The 14,691-nt window shown below is 62.2% G+C and carries 17 protein-coding genes and 1 riboswitch; of the genes, 9 read left to right on the top strand and 8 right to left on the bottom strand.

Going from position 1 to position 14,691, the window contains the following annotated elements:
• Positions 1-136 precede the first annotated feature (136 nt).
• Both AC2444_RS13220 and AC2444_RS13215 read right to left on the bottom strand, forming a co-directional pair.
• Positions 137-1,123, bottom strand: a complete 987-nt coding sequence (locus tag AC2444_RS13220) for an aldo/keto reductase (RefSeq protein ID WP_012758064.1) — start codon at positions 1,121-1,123, stop codon at positions 137-139.
• Positions 1,124-1,303: 180 nt separating this feature from the next.
• Complete coding sequence (locus AC2444_RS13215) at positions 1,304-1,840, bottom strand: ATP-binding protein (protein ID WP_012758063.1); 537 nt, start codon at positions 1,838-1,840, stop codon at positions 1,304-1,306.
• Between the two features lie 361 nt (positions 1,841-2,201).
• Here AC2444_RS13215 and AC2444_RS13210 point away from each other — a divergent pair, with 361 nt between their 5' ends.
• A complete protein-coding gene (locus tag AC2444_RS13210; protein WP_012758062.1) occupies positions 2,202-2,582 on the top strand; it encodes a VOC family protein in 381 nt (126 codons plus the stop codon).
• A 45-nt stretch (positions 2,583-2,627) separates the two neighbouring features.
• Complete coding sequence (locus tag AC2444_RS13205; RefSeq protein ID WP_012758061.1) at positions 2,628-3,110, top strand: cupin domain-containing protein; 483 nt, start codon at positions 2,628-2,630, stop codon at positions 3,108-3,110.
• Between the two features lie 104 nt (positions 3,111-3,214).
• On the opposite strand, the gene AC2444_RS13200 is transcribed toward AC2444_RS13205, so the two are convergent.
• The 3 genes from AC2444_RS13200 to AC2444_RS13190 all read right to left on the bottom strand — a co-directional run bounded on the left by AC2444_RS13200 (position 3,215) and on the right by AC2444_RS13190 (position 6,151).
• Entirely contained in the window at positions 3,215-3,559 is a 345-nt protein-coding gene (locus AC2444_RS13200) for a response regulator (protein WP_012758060.1), read from the bottom strand.
• A gap of 1 nt (position 3,560) precedes the next feature.
• Complete coding sequence (locus AC2444_RS13195) at positions 3,561-5,030, bottom strand: sensor histidine kinase (protein WP_012758059.1); 1,470 nt, start codon at positions 5,028-5,030, stop codon at positions 3,561-3,563.
• Between the two features lie 125 nt (positions 5,031-5,155).
• A complete protein-coding gene (locus AC2444_RS13190; RefSeq protein ID WP_012758058.1) occupies positions 5,156-6,151 on the bottom strand; it encodes an AraC family transcriptional regulator in 996 nt (331 codons plus the stop codon).
• A 69-nt stretch (positions 6,152-6,220) separates the two neighbouring features.
• On the opposite strand from AC2444_RS13190, the gene AC2444_RS13185 reads away from it, so the two are divergent.
• Positions 6,221-6,589, top strand: a complete 369-nt coding sequence (locus tag AC2444_RS13185; RefSeq protein WP_012758057.1) for a DsrE family protein — start codon at positions 6,221-6,223, stop codon at positions 6,587-6,589.
• A 181-nt stretch (positions 6,590-6,770) separates the two neighbouring features.
• The gene (blh, locus tag AC2444_RS13180) at positions 6,771-8,051 is read left to right on the top strand and encodes a bifunctional sulfur transferase/dioxygenase Blh (RefSeq protein WP_128449172.1); all 1,281 of its coding nucleotides are present in this window, start codon (positions 6,771-6,773) and stop codon (positions 8,049-8,051) included.
• A 31-nt stretch (positions 8,052-8,082) separates the two neighbouring features.
• Here blh and AC2444_RS13175 read toward each other — a convergent pair whose 3' ends face one another.
• Together AC2444_RS13175 and AC2444_RS13170 are read right to left on the bottom strand one after the other, a co-directional pair.
• Positions 8,083-8,466: a type II toxin-antitoxin system VapC family toxin gene (locus AC2444_RS13175; RefSeq protein WP_012758055.1), complete on the bottom strand. Its 384-nt coding sequence runs from the start codon at positions 8,464-8,466 to the stop codon at positions 8,083-8,085.
• A complete protein-coding gene (locus AC2444_RS13170) occupies positions 8,463-8,720 on the bottom strand; it encodes a type II toxin-antitoxin system Phd/YefM family antitoxin (protein ID WP_012758054.1) in 258 nt (85 codons plus the stop codon). Before AC2444_RS13170 ends, AC2444_RS13175 begins: the two co-directional genes overlap by 4 nt.
• Before the next feature lie 267 nt (positions 8,721-8,987).
• Positions 8,988-9,243: riboswitch (cobalamin riboswitch) on the top strand.
• Between the two features lie 178 nt (positions 9,244-9,421).
• Between AC2444_RS13170 and AC2444_RS13165 the strand changes: the two genes are divergently transcribed.
• From AC2444_RS13165 to AC2444_RS13155, 3 genes are read left to right on the top strand one after another with little or no spacing between them, the layout of a single operon-like run.
• On the top strand, positions 9,422-10,438 hold the full coding sequence (locus AC2444_RS13165; RefSeq protein ID WP_012758053.1) for an ABC transporter substrate-binding protein: 1,017 nt from the start codon (positions 9,422-9,424) through the stop codon (positions 10,436-10,438).
• Entirely contained in the window at positions 10,435-11,475 is a 1,041-nt protein-coding gene (locus tag AC2444_RS13160) for a FecCD family ABC transporter permease (protein ID WP_012758052.1), read from the top strand. Before AC2444_RS13165 ends, AC2444_RS13160 begins: the two co-directional genes overlap by 4 nt.
• On the top strand, positions 11,472-12,236 hold the full coding sequence (locus tag AC2444_RS13155) for an ABC transporter ATP-binding protein (RefSeq protein ID WP_012758051.1): 765 nt from the start codon (positions 11,472-11,474) through the stop codon (positions 12,234-12,236). Before AC2444_RS13160 ends, AC2444_RS13155 begins: the two co-directional genes overlap by 4 nt.
• Positions 12,237-12,431: 195 nt before the next feature.
• Here the strand turns inward: AC2444_RS13155 and AC2444_RS13150 are convergent, their stop codons facing one another.
• Positions 12,432-12,923: an HIT family protein gene (locus AC2444_RS13150; protein WP_012758050.1), complete on the bottom strand. Its 492-nt coding sequence runs from the start codon at positions 12,921-12,923 to the stop codon at positions 12,432-12,434.
• Between the two features lie 226 nt (positions 12,924-13,149).
• Here AC2444_RS13150 and AC2444_RS13145 point away from each other — a divergent pair, with 226 nt between their 5' ends.
• Together AC2444_RS13145 and AC2444_RS13140 are read left to right on the top strand one after the other, a co-directional pair.
• Positions 13,150-14,073, top strand: coding sequence for an MYG1 family protein (locus AC2444_RS13145; RefSeq protein WP_012758049.1), 924 nt, complete (start codon positions 13,150-13,152; stop codon positions 14,071-14,073).
• A 222-nt stretch (positions 14,074-14,295) separates the two neighbouring features.
• The gene (locus AC2444_RS13140; RefSeq protein WP_012758048.1) at positions 14,296-14,685 is read left to right on the top strand and encodes a c-type cytochrome; all 390 of its coding nucleotides are present in this window, start codon (positions 14,296-14,298) and stop codon (positions 14,683-14,685) included.
• The last annotated feature ends 6 nt before the right edge of the window (positions 14,686-14,691 follow it).

The following is a 14,691-nucleotide window of genomic DNA, read 5'->3' as shown; positions in this document are numbered from 1 at the left end:
CCTCATCCTGAGGCGCGCAGCCCATAGGGCGGAGCCTCGAAGGACACGCCGCAACGCTGCTCCTTGCATCCATCCAACGCCGGCGCACCAGACAAGAACGTTCGTGCTGTCGCATCGAACGATCAGTGTCGTCGGCTCACCGCGTGACGCGGGCTGCCGATGTTGCGGAGTAGCGGTCGCCGTGGATCTCGATGCCTGAGAAGACCGCGTCGATCTCGGCCAGTTCCTCCGATGTGAAGGTGATGTCGGCGGCAGCGATATTCTCTTCCAGCCGGTGCAGCTTGGTGGTGCCGGGAATGGGGACGATCCAAGGCTTGCGGGCCATCAGCCAAGCAATGGCGATCTGGGCCGCGGTCGCGTTTCTGCGAGCGGCGATGACCTCGATCGCATCGACCACCGGCTGGTTTGCCTTGCGGTTTTCGGCCGAGAGGCGCGGATTGGTCTTGCGGTGGTCGTTGCCGCCTTCGAAACTGGTGTTCTCGTCCATCTTGCCGGTGAGGAAGCCGCGGCCGAGCGGGCTATAGGGCACGAAGCCAATGCCGAGCTCTTCGACGACGGGCAGGATTTCCTGTTCCGGGTTGCGCCACCACAGCGAATATTCGCTTTGCAACACGGTGATCGGCTGGACGGCATGGGCGCGGCGGATTGCTTCGACGCCCGCTTCTGACAGGCCGAAATGCAGCACTTTGCCGGCGCCGATCAGATCCTTCACCGTGCCTGCCACCTCTTCGATCGGTACGGCCGGGTCGACCCGATGCTGGTAGAAGATATCGATGCGATCGGTGCGCAGCCGCTTGAGGGCTTCTTCGACGACCACACGGATGCGTTCCGGCCGGCTATCCAGACCAACTTCCGGCCGGCCATCCCTAAAGCCGAATTTCGTCGCGATCACCACCTCATCACGGATCGGCGCCAGCGCCTCGCCGACGAGTTCCTCGTTGGTGAACGGCCCGTAGGCTTCGGCAGTGTCAAAGAAGGTGACACCCCGGTCGTGGGCCGCCCGCAGGAGCGCGACGGCATCACCGCGCTCCATCGCCGTCCCGCGATGATAGTTCAGCCCCATGCAGCCGAAGCCGATCGCCGATACGTCAGGGCCTCTTTGGCCGAGCTTGCGCTTGATCATTTCAAGTCCTCCTTCCCAGGTTTGATCCCAAGATAGGGCAAAGCCCGGCGGCGATTAGCCGGAGATATCGGCATGAACTCATGAGGTCCGCTCATGAATTTCCCGACTCGCTCGAACCGGGATCGGGTAAGAGAATCCCGGCAATGTCTGCAGCTTGCGCCGAAAGCTGAGGGGCTTGCGTTATGACGCCAGGCGAAACATGCCGCTGCGCATAGCCTCGATCACCTTGCGCAACGTGTCTTCCCTGTCGTGCCCCTCCGTCGAGACGACATGTTGCTCGAACGGGCCAAGTGATGAGAATTGCTGATGGAGCGCCGCAATAGGGGCGGGATCGGTCAGCGCGTCGCCGCCACGCTCCCGGCAGCGCCGGATGGCGACATCGAGCGGCGGACGCAGAATCACGTAGTGGAGGGGTGCCGCGATTTTCCGGAACGGTTCCAGGAACCACGGCCCGACGATGCCGTCGACGACGACGAAGTAGCCGCCGCTGGCATAGCCTGCCGCCGCCTTCGTCAACACGTCGACGACAACGATATTCTGTTCATGCGCCTCCGGCAGATAGGGCGGGATCACGCCGTTCTTGATGAAATGCCAGAAATCGTCGGAATGAAGATGGACCTTCGGCGAGCCGGGCTCGCGGGCGAGCGCCTCGGCCGTCGTGGTTTTTCCCGAGCCCGGCGGCCCGGTGAGAATGAGAACTTCGCCCGTGTGATCCATAGCGTGGCATTTTCGCACGAAGCAGCATCGTTTCGCAATTAGCCGAAAGGGGGCGGTAATAGCCCGGCATGCCCCCTTCGTTCCGAAGAAGCCGCTGAAGCGGCAGCTACTCCGGCAGTGGCAGCGGAGCGTCGCAAGACGGAGGCATTGGCAGACCTGACGCCCGACCAGCTGAGGGACATCGGTTATCCCCTCCCGTCCATCCCCGCCCGGGACCTTAGGCTGATATTGATGCCGATGTCGAGCGGCCGGAAAGAGTTCATGGCGGGCGGCGTTGGCAGGGTATCGGGTGGGCTTTGTCGGCTTTTCCGCTGCCGGGATTCAACTATGATGGGACGCGGAACGATAGGGAGGGCACGGCATGATCGATCATATCACCATCGCAGTGAGTGACCTGCAGAAGAGCAAATTGTTCTATGAACGCGCTTTCGAACCTCTGGGTTATCGCCTCTCCTTCGGAAAGGAGGGTGTATTCTGGGCCTTCGACGTCGGCGGCAGCCTGTTCGAGATCCAGCACACCGACGACAAGCCGCCTCTGACGCGTTTGCACGTTGCCTTCCGGGTCCAAAGCAGAGCGGAAGTGGAGGCGTTTTATCGGGCCGCGCTCGAAGCCGGCGCTGGGGACAATGGGGCGCCCGGTCCGCGGCCGCAATATAGCGAGAAATACTTTGCCTGCTTCGTTCTCGATCCCGACGGATACAATATCGAAGCCATGATCGACGTGCCTGCGCCGCAAGGGTGACGACGTGAGCGTGGCCCAAAGCCCGTAATCAAGGGGGAGGTGGATATGTCGAGTTTCAGGAATGCCGTTGTCTCTTTGCCCGGCAAGGAGCGCGTGGCGAAGACGCCCTTCGGCGCGAGGATCGTCATCCATGCCACAGCCGCCGAGACCGGCGGCGCGTTCGGGATGTGGGAAACCTTCACGCCGCCCGGTCATGGTCCGGCCCCGCACACGCATACGCGGGAGATCGAAGTCTTTCGGGTCATTCGCGGTCTCTATCGATTCCAATGCGGCGACGAGGCGTTCGACGCGCCCGTGGGAACCGTCGTCGTTCTGCCGCCACATGTACCGCACAGCTGGCGAAACATAGGCGAGGAACCCGGCCAGATGTTCGGCACGGTCACGCCAGGCGGCTGCGAGCAAATGTTCATCGATATCGAGGCTTTTGGTGCCGATACACCTGAGAAAATCGCGGTGATCGAAGCGCGACTGGGGATCATCAACGACATCACGCTGGCCCTCGGATTGACAGGCCCGCAACCGCGCTGATCGTCCATCAGGGTGTCGATCGGATCCTCAGCCCTGCGCCATCGCCCGCCACAACACGTCTCATTGGGGCGGCTCTTGGACTTGGGCGTCGGCCCTCTTGGGTCTCAGCCGACACTTTCGATGACAGCGGCAAGGTCGGCAGTTGTGAACGGCTTGGTCAACACTGGCCGGCCGGCAAAGGCGGGATCGATACCCGCTGGCCCATATCCGGTTGCGAAGGCAAACGGGATACCGCGCTGCTGAAGGACTGCCGCCACCGGGAATGACTGATGCCCGGCCAGGTTCACATCGAGAATGACGAAATCAAGATTTCCATCGGCCGCAACCTCCAGCGCCGAGGGCAAACGCGCGGCTGTCGCGACGACCTCGTGACCGAGGTCCACGAGCATATCCTCGATCATCATGGCGATGGTCATTTCATCTTCGACGACAAGAACACGCTTGGCCATGTCATTCGTTCCGAAGACGGTCTGCCGGAGCGTCGAGGCTGAAGGAAAAACCCCTTTCGGCAAACGAAATCTCCACATTGCCTCCCGTCTCCGCGGCAAGGCCACGCTGTATGAGGACCGTGCCGAAGCCCTTCCGCTTAGGTTGTTCGACAGGCGGTCCGCCATGTTCGTTCCAGTCTATGCGGTAGCGTTGCATTCCGTCGATGATTTGGAGGGAACATTTGACGCTGACGGCGCCGCCATCATTCGACCATGCGCCATGGCGGACGGCATTCGTGCCGAGTTCGTGAAAGGCCATGGTCAGCGCCAGCGCCGTCTTTGCGGAGACCCGGATTTCGTCTCCGGTCAACTCCCACCGCCCGCCGTCCGGCCGATGCGGAACGGTCGCTTGGTCGAGCGTCTGTTTCAAGGAGGCACTGCTCCACAATTCGCCTGTCAACAGATCATTGGCACGGCCGAGCGACACCAGCCGCGCCGTGAAACTGTCCAGGGCACGAGGGATGTCTTCGGCATCCCGGAAGGTGCGGAATGCGAAAGCCTGCACCATCGCCAGATTGTTCTTAACGCGATGGTTGAGTTCATGAACGACAAGTTCCAGCTGTTGCTGCTTGCGTCGCCGCTCGGTGATATCGGTCGCGGCCCCAAACCATTCGACAATGGCGCCTGGGTCGTTCAAGAGTGGAACAGCCCGTGACAGCACCCACCCGGTGCTGCCGTCGGCGCGGCGGACGCGATGCTCGCATTCGAAAACACCCTTGCTTGATATGGCCTCGTCGATCACCGCCTGGATCGCTGGAATGTCCTCGGGAAACAAATAGGCCTCCTGCCACGCGACAGTCGGATTGGCCGTGTCGGCGAGAACGTTACGACCGTCGAGCTGCTGCATCTCCTTCCAGTCGGCGCTCATACGATAGACGATATCGGTCGTCGCGGTCGTGAACGCCCTGAACCTCTCTTCGCTCTCGCGCAGCCGGCGCTGGGCAAGGACGCTTTTCGTCGTTTCGACGACGATCGCGATGACGCCGGCGGGTTTGCCGCTTTCGTCGAGGACGGGCGAATAGTCGAGGTTCATCCAGACGGGAGCCGGGCTGCCGTGGCGCAAGAGCGTCAGCTCCTGGTTCTCGTAGGCGAGCGTTTTCCCCGCCAGTCCGACTTTCATCACATTGTCGTTGAAATCGGCAATTTCGCTCCAGCCCTCACGGACCTTGGAACCGAGAAGATCCGGATGGCGGCTGCCCGCGAAGACGGAATAGGCGTCGTTGTAGATCATCACGCCATCTTCGCCCCAGAGAAGAACGATCGGCACGGGTGAAAGCAGGAGCATGTTGGTGGCCGTCTTCAGGCTTTGCGGCCAGAGTTCGAGAGGACCGAGCGGCGTCTTGCTCCAGTCGCGGGTCTGGATCAGTCGGCCAATTTCCCCGCCACCGACAGGAAAGCGAGCTGTGAGTGGCTGAGGGGATTCGGAATCCAAGGCGCGCTCCAGATTTTGATGGTGGATCTAATTAGCGCATCCTTTGATTCTTTCCACCCATGAGTGTCGCGGCTTCTTCCTGCCAACCTCTCTTGAGCATTGGCGCTTATTGAGCCGATCACCCTCTACGCCTGCGCCGTCGCCCGCCAGGCGGCTGGTGGGGTGGCGAAGGCGCGGGAGAAAGCGCGGTTGAAGGCGGCTTCGGTGGCATAGCCGGCTTCATAGGCGATCGCCGCGATCGGCTGGCCTGAGGTGGCGAGCGCCACGCTTGCGAGGTAGAGCCGCCAGTCCCTTATATAGCGGATCGGTGATGTCGAGAGCATCGCCTGGAAGCGTTCGGCCAGCGCGCTGCGCGACATTCCCGATGCCGCCGCCAGTTGCTCCAGCGACCAATCACGCCTGGGATCGTCGTGAATGAGGGAAAGGCAGCGCGAGAGCGAGGGGTCGGCGAGGGCTGCCAGCCAGCCGACCGAGCTTGGCTCTGCCATCATGATCTGGTGGCGCAGAATTTCGATGAAGATGATTTCCGTCAGCCGCGGTAGCATCGAGACGCCACCGGCACGCGGCCTGTCGACCTCCTCGACCATCTGGCGGATGGTGGCGCGCAGCCAGTCACCGTCATTGGCGGCCCGCGTCCTGACATGGATCAGTCTGGGCAGGGCCTGCCGAAGCGGTGCGAAGCTCAGCCCGTCCCACTGCAGATAGCCGCAGAGCAGGCGCACCCCTTGTGTCTCGTCGCCGTAACGCAGCACGGGAATCTCACGCCATGGCTTCTGCGGCAGATCGCGGGTCGGCAGCACCAGCATGCCGTCTCTTCCCGCGCCGAGCTGATGTCCAGTGCCGAAGGGAAAGACCAGCACGTCGCCGGCTTCCAAATCGGTTTCTTCGTCTTCCGTCTTCAGCCAGCAACTGCCGGCGACGACGATGTGAAACGGCATCGTGCCCGAGGCCTTGGCCGAAAGGCCTGCCAGCGACGGCGTGGCATCGGTCTGCCAGTCGCCCGTCGGCATGAAGCAGAACTGCAGCGACCCCGAAAGGCGGATCGTCGACAGCAGCGCCGACAGCACGTCTTCGCGCGCAACACCCGCAGCGTCTGGATTTTCGGACAAGGCTTCACGCATTCCGGCCAAATACGCGCGCCGCGCGTCCTCCTATCATCAGTGCGTTCAAACCCGCTGAAGGAGAATACTATGCAAACTCAATGCGACAAACTGGTCGTGCTCGTCACCAAAGGCATCGAATCCGAACTGTCCTCCGTCGCCTTCACCATTGCCAATGGCGGCATCACCGCCGGGCTGAAGGTCTCGGTATTCCTCACCAGCACCGGGATCGACCTGGTGCGCAAGGGCGGCCAGCGCATGACGCATGTGCCACCGCTCGATCCGCTGTCGAGCCTGATCGAGAATTTCCAGCAGCGCGGCGGCACGATCTGGGCTTGCCCACCCTGTGTGACCTCGCGCGGTTATACGCAGGAAGACTTACTCGACGGGATCGTCATCGTCGGCGCCAGCGCCATGCATGCCGAGATCAAGGAAGGTGCGGCAACGCTGTCGTTTTGACATGCAAAGCCGGGCCGGGCGGGCGTTTGGGCGGCGTCTCCCGCCGGCGTTGTCAGGCTCTTCAGGCCGGCGACATGCACGGAGGAATACCAAGCGCCTATTCTTGCGTTCGGCAATATACTTGTGAGATTGTATCGATATACATGCGATAATGCCCGATGAGGGCAGCGCGGGGACTTCGATGACATCCGTGAAGGTCAATGAGCTGATATCGGTGGCGGGCCAGCCCGACGCCGCAGGTTTTGCCGCCTTCGCGGCTGATGGCTTTGCTGCCGTCATCAATGCCCGGCCGGATGGCGAGGAGCCGGGACAGCCGGGCAATACGGCGGAAAAGGCTTCCGCCGCTGCCGCCGGGCTCGCCTACAGCTTCGTGCCGGTGAAGGGGACCGAAATCACCGAGGCCGATATCCGCGCCTTCCAGACGGCGATGGCCGAGGCCAAGGGACCGGTCGTCGCCCATTGCAAGAGCGGCACGCGGGCGTTGACGCTTTATGCGCTGGGCGAGGTGCTCGACGGGCGGATGAAGCCCGGAGATGTCGAGGCCTTCGGTCAAAACCTCGGTTTTGATCTTGCCGGCGCGCGACGCTGGCTGGAAAAGCGGTCAGGGCAGGTGGCTGATGTGAAGGCCTTCTTCGAGCCCCGCACCTGCAGTGTGCAATATGTCGTTTCCGACCCGGCAACGAAACGCTGCGCCATCATCGACCCGGTGCTCGATTTCGACGAGATGTCGGGGGCGACGGGAACGGCCAATGCAGATGCCATCCTCGCTCATATCGAAAGCGAAGGGCTGACGGTCGAGTGGATCCTCGACACGCATCCGCATGCCGATCATTTCTCCGCCGCGCATTATCTGCATGAGAAGACCGGCGCGCCGACGGCGATCGGCGCCCATGTCACCGACGTGCAGACGCTCTGGAAGGAGATCTACAACTGGCCGGGGCTCGCGACCGACGGCTCGCAATGGGACCGGCTGTTTGCCGATGGCGACACGTTCGAGATCGGTGCGCTTAAAGCCCGCGTGATTTTTTCGCCCGGGCACACACTCGCCTCGATCACCTATGTGATCGGTGACGCCGCCTTTGTGCACGACACGGTGTTCACGCCGGATTCCGGCACGGCGCGCACGGATTTCCCGGGCGGCAGCGCTGCCGCCCTCTGGCACTCGATCCAGGCCATCCTGTCGCTGCCCGAGGAGACCCGTCTCTTTTCCGGCCACGATTACCAGCCCGGCGGCCGGCACCCGCGCTGGGAAAGCACGGTGGAGGCACAGAAGCGCGCCAATCCGCATATTGCAGGCATCGACGAGGCCGGCTTCGTGGCGCTGCGCCAGGCGCGCGATCGCACGCTGCCCAAGCCCAAGCTGATGCTGCACGCGCTGCAGGTGAATATCCGCGGCGGGCGGCTGCCCGAGCCGGAGGGGAATGGCAGGCGGTATCTGAAGATACCGCTGGATGCATTGTAGGGCCGGCCGGCGCTGGCAATCGCCGCATCGTTCACAGCGCGTTTTCTATATCGGTCCTAACGAAATCATCCCCCACAAATAGCAGCCGGCACCCATGTTCCCTAGCCACCTCGTAGGCGAAGCAGTCGCCGAAGTTCAGACTTGCAGGATGGGCGCCTTTGCCCCAGGTGCGGTAGGCTTCGGCGATGCGGCGGGCGGAGGCGGGGGTGACGGCCACGATTTCGAAGCCGAGGCCGTCGATCAGTTGTTCCATTTCATCGCCGACGTTGCGACGGGCCGAGACGATCAAGGCTTCGGCGACCGTGCCGGCGGAGATCAGGAGATCGTCTTCGGCTTCGAGGACGGCAATCAGGGCATCGGCTTGTGGTTCGCCAAGCACGATCGCCATCAGGGCGGATGTGTCGACGGCGATCATTCGGGCAGGCCGTCGTCGGCGTAGAGGAAATCCTGGCTGCGTGCGGCCGGCGGCCCGTCGGCGGCTTTGGCTATGGCGGAGGCCCGCACCGCTTCCATCAGCGTCCGGCGGGATTTCCGATCGGGCGCTGCCCTCACCGGAACCAGTTTCACGGCAGCATGACCGTGCCGGGTGAGGATGACCTCGTCACCCGCCTCGGCACGCCGGACCAACTCGGTCAATTGCCCCTTGGCATCCGTCACAGACACTCGCATCGTTCGCACTCCCCAGGACCAGTGCAGCCTGGTTTCCTCCAGAAAATTAGACCATTCACTGGACCGTATCAATGGGTAATTTTCGAAGGTCAAGAATGGCGCGGGGACTGTACCTGTCGCAAGGAGGCGCTTTCCGGGGTCATATCCGAGACTGACCGCGACCGGCAGTTCGTGCACCGAACGGCGGCGTGAAGCTATGTGCGCGATATATTTATCCGCTGGCGGCATGGCGCCTTCGGAATATGCATTGACGGCGCGCGTGCAGGCGACGTAACTGGGTGCGACGGTTCCCTGAAGATGACTCCAAGGGGATTAATAGGGAACACGGTGAGGACGACCCAGCAGGGACCGAGACCGTGGCTGCCCCCGCAACTGTAAGCGGATTGTCGATCATCTCAGGAGTGGCCAGCGACTGGCCATCTCTGAAGGGCTCATAGCCCTGCCACTGCGAGATATCGCGGGAAGGAGGATGAAACGACGGATATCCGCAAGCCAGGAGACCTGCCGTCAATCACGATCCAATCAACCGGGCGGGGATGCCCGGACAAGGAACAGATATGATTGACCTGCTGAACCTTCGCCGAATTCCGGCATGCATCCGTCTCGATTGGGCCTCCTGCGGCTAGTGCGCGCCTAAGCGTGCTTTCGGTCCGCGCATATGCGCGGAACGGCCGTGATTTTTCCCTTCATCGAGGTTTTCCATGCGCCAGATTCTCGCCACCATGACATTCGCCTTCGGGCTCGCCGGCCTTGCGGCACCAAGCCTTGCCGCGACCCGATATCCCTTGACCATCACCAATTGCGGCCAGCAGGTGACCTTCGAAAAGGCGCCATCCAAAGCGGTTTCGATCGGTCAGGGCATGACCGAAGTGCTCTTCTCGCTCGGCCTTGCCGACAAGATCGCCGGAACGGCCGTCTGGGTCGGTCCCGTCCTGCCGCAATATGCCGAGGCCAACAGCAAGATAACGCGGCTCGCCGACAATGATCCGAGCTTCGAATCTGTCGTCGGGCAGGAGCCCGACCTGGTGACGGCCGAGTTCGAATGGCATGTCGGCGCACAGGGCTCGGTCGGCAAGCGGGAGCAGTTCAAGGATCTCGGGATCAATACCTATCTCGCGCCGGCCGATTGCGTCGCCAAGGTCAACACCGATGGCGGCGACGGCGTGCGCAAGGAGCTGTTTACGATGGACCTGATCTACCGGGAAATTACCGAGCTCTCGGAGATTTTCGATGTGAAGGAGCGCGGCGATGCGCTGATTTCGGAGCTGAAGAAGCGCGAGGCGGATGCCGTCGCTTCGATATCAGGCGCTTCGGGCAAGAACCTGCCCGTCGCCTTCTGGTTCTCCAGCAAGGAGGTCAATGGCGACGCCTTCATCGCCGGCAAGAACAGCGCGCCCGCCTATATTCTGAAGACGATTGGCGCGAAGAACGTCGTCACGACGGAAGAGGAATGGCCGCTGGTCGGCTGGGAAACCATCGCCCAGGCGAACCCTGCCGTGATCGTTCTGGCGACCATGGACCGCCGCCGTTACGCCGCTGACGATCCCAAGGTCAAGGTCGATTTCCTCGAGAACGATCCTGTGACCAAGGAGCTGGACGCGGTCAAAAACAAGCACTTCGTGATGATGGACGCGCAGTCGATGAACCCGACGATCCGCACGATCGACGGTATCGAGACATTGGCGAACGGCATCAAGTCCTTCGGTCTGGCGCAGTGAAGGCAGTGTCGGTCAGGCAACAGGGATGGTGGGCGCTTGCTGCGCTCACCATTGCGGCATTTCTCCTGCTCGGGATGATGATCAGCCTTGCCGTTTCGATCGGCGAGATCGCCATCCCGCTTGCGACGACGGCGGAGGCGGTTTCGAACCGTCTGTTCGGAACGGATTTCGAGCTCAGCCGCATCCACCAGGGCATCGTCTGGGATTATCGTCTGAGCCGCGCGCTCGTCGCGGCCAGCGCCGGCGCATCGCTCTCGCTTTCTGGCGCGATCCTGCAGGCGCTGCTGCGCAATCCGCTGGCCGAACCCTACGTGCTCGGCATCTCCGCCGGTGCCTCGACGGGGGCCGTCTGCGTGATGATCCTCGGTTTCGGCTACGGTGTTCTCGGCCTGTCGAGCGGCGCCTTCATCGGTGCGGTCATTGCCTTTTTGCTGGTCGGCATCCTGGCGACGGGTGCGGCGGGAACCGGTGAGCGCATCATCCTATGCGGCGTCGCCGGTTCGCAGCTCTTCAATGCACTGACCTCCTACATCGTGACGACATCGGCGAATGCCGAGCAGGCGCGCGGCATCCTGTTCTGGCTGCTGGGTTCGCTCAGCGGCGTGCGCTGGCCCGATGTCTATCTGTCGGTGCCGATCGCGCTTGCCGGCTTCGTCATCTGCATGGCCCATGTGCGGGCGCTCGACGCCTTCGCCTTCGGCACGGATGCCGCCGCCTCGCTCGGCATTGCCGTACGCCGCGTCCAGATCGTGCTGTTCGCCATGACGGCGGCGATGACGGCAAGCGTCGTCAGCATGGTGGGTTCGATCGGCTTCGTCGGCCTCGTCATCCCCCATGCCGCCCGCTTCCTCGTCGGGCCGGCTCATAGGCGGCTGCTGCCGGCAACGGCGCTCGGCGGCGCGATCTACATGGTCGGCGCCGACATCATTTCGCGCATCATCATCCCGCAGCAGATCCTGCCGATCGGGGTCGTCACCGCGCTCTTCGGCGCACCGGCCTTTGCCGTCATCCTCTATCGCGTGCGGGGGAAGGCATGAGCATCAGCATCGACGCGGTGAGCTTTGCCGCCGGTGACACTGTCATCGTCAACGGCGTCAGCCTTACGGTGGAAAAGGGCAAGGTGCTCGGCCTGCTCGGGCCGAACGGTTCCGGCAAATCGAGCCTTCTCAGATTGATCTGCCGGCTGCGCAAGGTTCGCAGCGGCATCATCAGGTTGGGTGACGACGACATTTCATCGCTGCCGCGCGCAGCCCTTGCGCGTCGCGTCGCCTTCGTCGAGCAGCAGTCGACGACCGATACGCAATTGACCGTGCACGACGTGGTGCGGCTCGGCCGCACGCCGCATCGCGGGCTGTTGTCGTCCTGGGGCGCCGGAGACGATGCCGCCGTCGACGAGGCCCTGTCGCGGACGGGCATGCAGGAGAGAGCGGGCCAGCTCTGGCAGACGCTGTCGGGCGGCGAGCGCCAGCGCGTCCATATTGCCAGATCGCTGGCGCAGGCACCGAGCGAACTGCTGCTCGACGAGCCGACCAACCATCTCGATATCCAGCATCAGCTCGACATTCTCTCGCTGATCTCGAAGCTCGGCATCACCTGCATCGTCGCGCTGCACGATCTCAACCTGGCGGCGATGTTCTGCGACAGGCTGGCGGTGCTTCAGAAAGGCGAGGTCGTCGCCTCCGGCGCGCCGGAGGAAGTGCTGACGGAGGATATGATCGGCCGGGTCTTCGGCGTTCGCGCCCATGTCCAGAAATCGGCCGTGCACGGCCGGCATCATATCCAATACGTCATGGATTGACGGACGGCCGGGAATTTCGATCTCAAGGAGGCAATCCGCGATTATTGGTCGAGACGGTCGGAGACCTTCGACCTCGCTTTCGGCCATAGGATCGCCAGGCTCACGAGGCAGGCGTTGTCTTGGGCCCTTCTCTTGGCGCATGCCGTCTTGCCAAAACCACCGGGCATTTTCGGCGACATGCATGAGCTCAAAGATCTAGAGCGGCGGAAACCGCATTGCCTCCCGCAGCAACTCAATAGCCTCTGAGACCGAAGGCCCTCTGATCGGCGGTGGCTCTGCGCGTTCGCAGAACTCGCGCCAGACAAACAGCGTCAGTTCCGCGCCATCCGTTGCTGTTTCCCCCGGTCCTTCTGCGAAATTCTCGAGCAGACGATAGCGAGCGTCCTTCCAAAACAACTCCTCCACCCACTCATATATCGGGATCACATGGAAATGGATCGGATAACCGGGCGTGTGTCCATACCGGCCGATATAGACGCGCTGAGCATTCAATTGCCGTTTCAGCGTACTCTGAGCCCTTGCGAGCAATGGGCCGAATTCGGCCAAAGCGTCTTCGGGCAGATCCGACAGATCGTTGGTGTCGGTCTTGGAACTGATCATGAGGTAACCGGGAAGGGTGGAGTTCATGCGGTGGTTCACAAGCCATCCGGCCGTCTCGACAACGTGAAAGTGCTGAGGGATCTCCACGGACTGCCTCTTACTCCTGATGCACCCCTCAGGGGTTTCGATGAATCCAGCTAGAGGCCGGTATCTTGGCGACGTGCGAAAGGACGCTGTAACACATTGAATTGCTGGATCATTTTATTCTTAAATCGATTCCGATTAAGGTATGGGTTGAGATAGCAGCCGGCAACGGTTATTTGGTGCCGACCTGCAAGCGGACTCTCCGCGAACGACAAGGCGCATAACTCCCATGATCCCCGATTTCCTCGTCACCCATTCCGGTGGCTTTCATGCCGACGAATTGCTGTCGAGCGTCATCGTGACCCGGCTTTTCCCGCAGGCGCGTATCGTCCGCAGCCGGGCGCCGGAGTGGATCACGCCGGGCGAAGACCGGATCATTTATGATGTCGGCGGAGCCTATAATCCTACTATCGGGATATTCGATCACCATCAACGCGGCGCGCCGTTGCGCGATGATGGCCAGCCCTACAGCTCGTTCGGCCTGATCTGGAAGCATTACGGCCGTGATTATCTCATAGCCTTCGGGCTTCCCGAAGCGCATATCGAGACGCTGCATGGCTCTTTCGACGCCAGCTTCGTGCTGCCGGTCGATCTGACTGATAATGGCGCGCTCAGCCCCTCGGGGCCGTTGGCCGGGCTGACGCTGCCGGCGCTGCTGGAAACCCTGAAACCAGTTTTCGACGAAGCGGACCCCGAGGCCGATAACCGCGCCTTCCACGCGGCCCTCGCCATTGCCCGCAGTTTCGTCGAGGCCAGGATCGCCCAGAGTGCCGCGAAATTGCGGGCCGAGGCGATCGTGCATCGGGCAATCGAGGCTGCGGGGCAGGGGCGTGTTCTGGAATTGCCGAGGGGCATGCCCTTCCGTCCCGCCATCCTCAAGGCGGGCGCCGATCACCTGCTGTTCGTCGTTCACCCGCGCGAAAAGGATTGGTGCGTGACCGGCATTCGCCGCGCCGAGGAGGGGTTCGAACTCAGGGCAGACCTGCCGGGGGCCTGGGCCGGGCTCACCAATGGCGCACTGGAGGCGGTTTGCGGCATAGAGGGCGCGAGCTTCTGCCACAACGGCCGCTTCATCGCCGCAGCCGGGACCCGCGAGGCGGCGCTTGCCATGGCCGAGCTGGCGGTAAAAGAGGCGCTTTCGATCCGGGGGTAGGTCAAATGGCGGCAGCCGAGGATAGCTGGCCGGATTTTCGATATCAAGGCGGTTATCCCCAGGCCACCGGACATCAGATGGCGTTCAACTGGCCCCAATTTTGGAGCCGATTGACTTGCTGCCGCGAAGGACTAAGCTTTATCCCATAACAACCACTACTCCCACGCGAGAGATTGCGGAGGGTGCAAGTGGCTGGCAACCTTGAGGAGGATGAGGTTTGCCATGGATTACCGTATTGTTCTGCTGATCGCCACATCCGTCATTGCTCTTTCCTCTGGTAACGCCGGAGCGCAGGAGGGCGATGCGACGGCGGGTGCCACTGTTTTCAAAAAATGCGCGACCTGTCATGTCGCCGATTCCGATACGAACAAGGTCGGCCCGTCGCTGAACGGGCTGTTCGGCCGGAAGGCCGGAACGCATCCTAATTTCGCCTACTCGGCCGGGATGAAGGCGGCCGGCGAGGGTGGTCTCGTCTGGGACGAGACGGTGCTGCGCGATTATCTGCACAATCCGAAGGCGAAGGTGAAGGGCACGAAGATGGCCTTCGTCGGCGTGAAGGACGACCAGGAGATCACCGATCTCATCGCCTATCTCAAGCAATACTCGAAATGACGGGCA

The organism is Rhizobium sp. WSM1328 (genome assembly GCF_057653715.1).
The sequence above is the reverse complement of the archived record's forward strand: the minus strand, read 5'-3'. Positions and strand labels throughout refer to the sequence as shown.

Excerpts from the sequence above, each read along its gene's own strand:
- AC2444_RS13220 (WP_012758064.1), bottom strand. The coding sequence starts at position 1,123 with ATGATCAAGCGCAAGCTCGGCCAAAGAGGCCCTGACGTATCGGCGATC.
- AC2444_RS13215 (WP_012758063.1), bottom strand. The coding sequence starts at position 1,840 with ATGGATCACACGGGCGAAGTTCTCATTCTCACCGGGCCGCCGGGCTCG.
- AC2444_RS13210 (WP_012758062.1), top strand. The coding sequence starts at position 2,202 with ATGATCGATCATATCACCATCGCAGTGAGTGACCTGCAGAAGAGCAAA.
- AC2444_RS13205 (WP_012758061.1), top strand. The coding sequence starts at position 2,628 with ATGTCGAGTTTCAGGAATGCCGTTGTCTCTTTGCCCGGCAAGGAGCGC.
- AC2444_RS13200 (WP_012758060.1), bottom strand. The coding sequence starts at position 3,559 with ATGGCCAAGCGTGTTCTTGTCGTCGAAGATGAAATGACCATCGCCATG.
- AC2444_RS13190 (WP_012758058.1), bottom strand. The coding sequence starts at position 6,151 with ATGCGTGAAGCCTTGTCCGAAAATCCAGACGCTGCGGGTGTTGCGCGC.
- AC2444_RS13185 (WP_012758057.1), top strand. The coding sequence starts at position 6,221 with ATGCAAACTCAATGCGACAAACTGGTCGTGCTCGTCACCAAAGGCATC.
- blh (WP_128449172.1), top strand. The coding sequence starts at position 6,771 with ATGACATCCGTGAAGGTCAATGAGCTGATATCGGTGGCGGGCCAGCCC.
- AC2444_RS13175 (WP_012758055.1), bottom strand. The coding sequence starts at position 8,466 with ATGATCGCCGTCGACACATCCGCCCTGATGGCGATCGTGCTTGGCGAA.
- AC2444_RS13170 (WP_012758054.1), bottom strand. The coding sequence starts at position 8,720 with ATGCGAGTGTCTGTGACGGATGCCAAGGGGCAATTGACCGAGTTGGTC.
- AC2444_RS13165 (WP_012758053.1), top strand. The coding sequence starts at position 9,422 with ATGCGCCAGATTCTCGCCACCATGACATTCGCCTTCGGGCTCGCCGGC.
- AC2444_RS13155 (WP_012758051.1), top strand. The coding sequence starts at position 11,472 with ATGAGCATCAGCATCGACGCGGTGAGCTTTGCCGCCGGTGACACTGTC.
- AC2444_RS13145 (WP_012758049.1), top strand. The coding sequence starts at position 13,150 with ATGATCCCCGATTTCCTCGTCACCCATTCCGGTGGCTTTCATGCCGAC.
- AC2444_RS13140 (WP_012758048.1), top strand. The coding sequence starts at position 14,296 with ATGGATTACCGTATTGTTCTGCTGATCGCCACATCCGTCATTGCTCTT.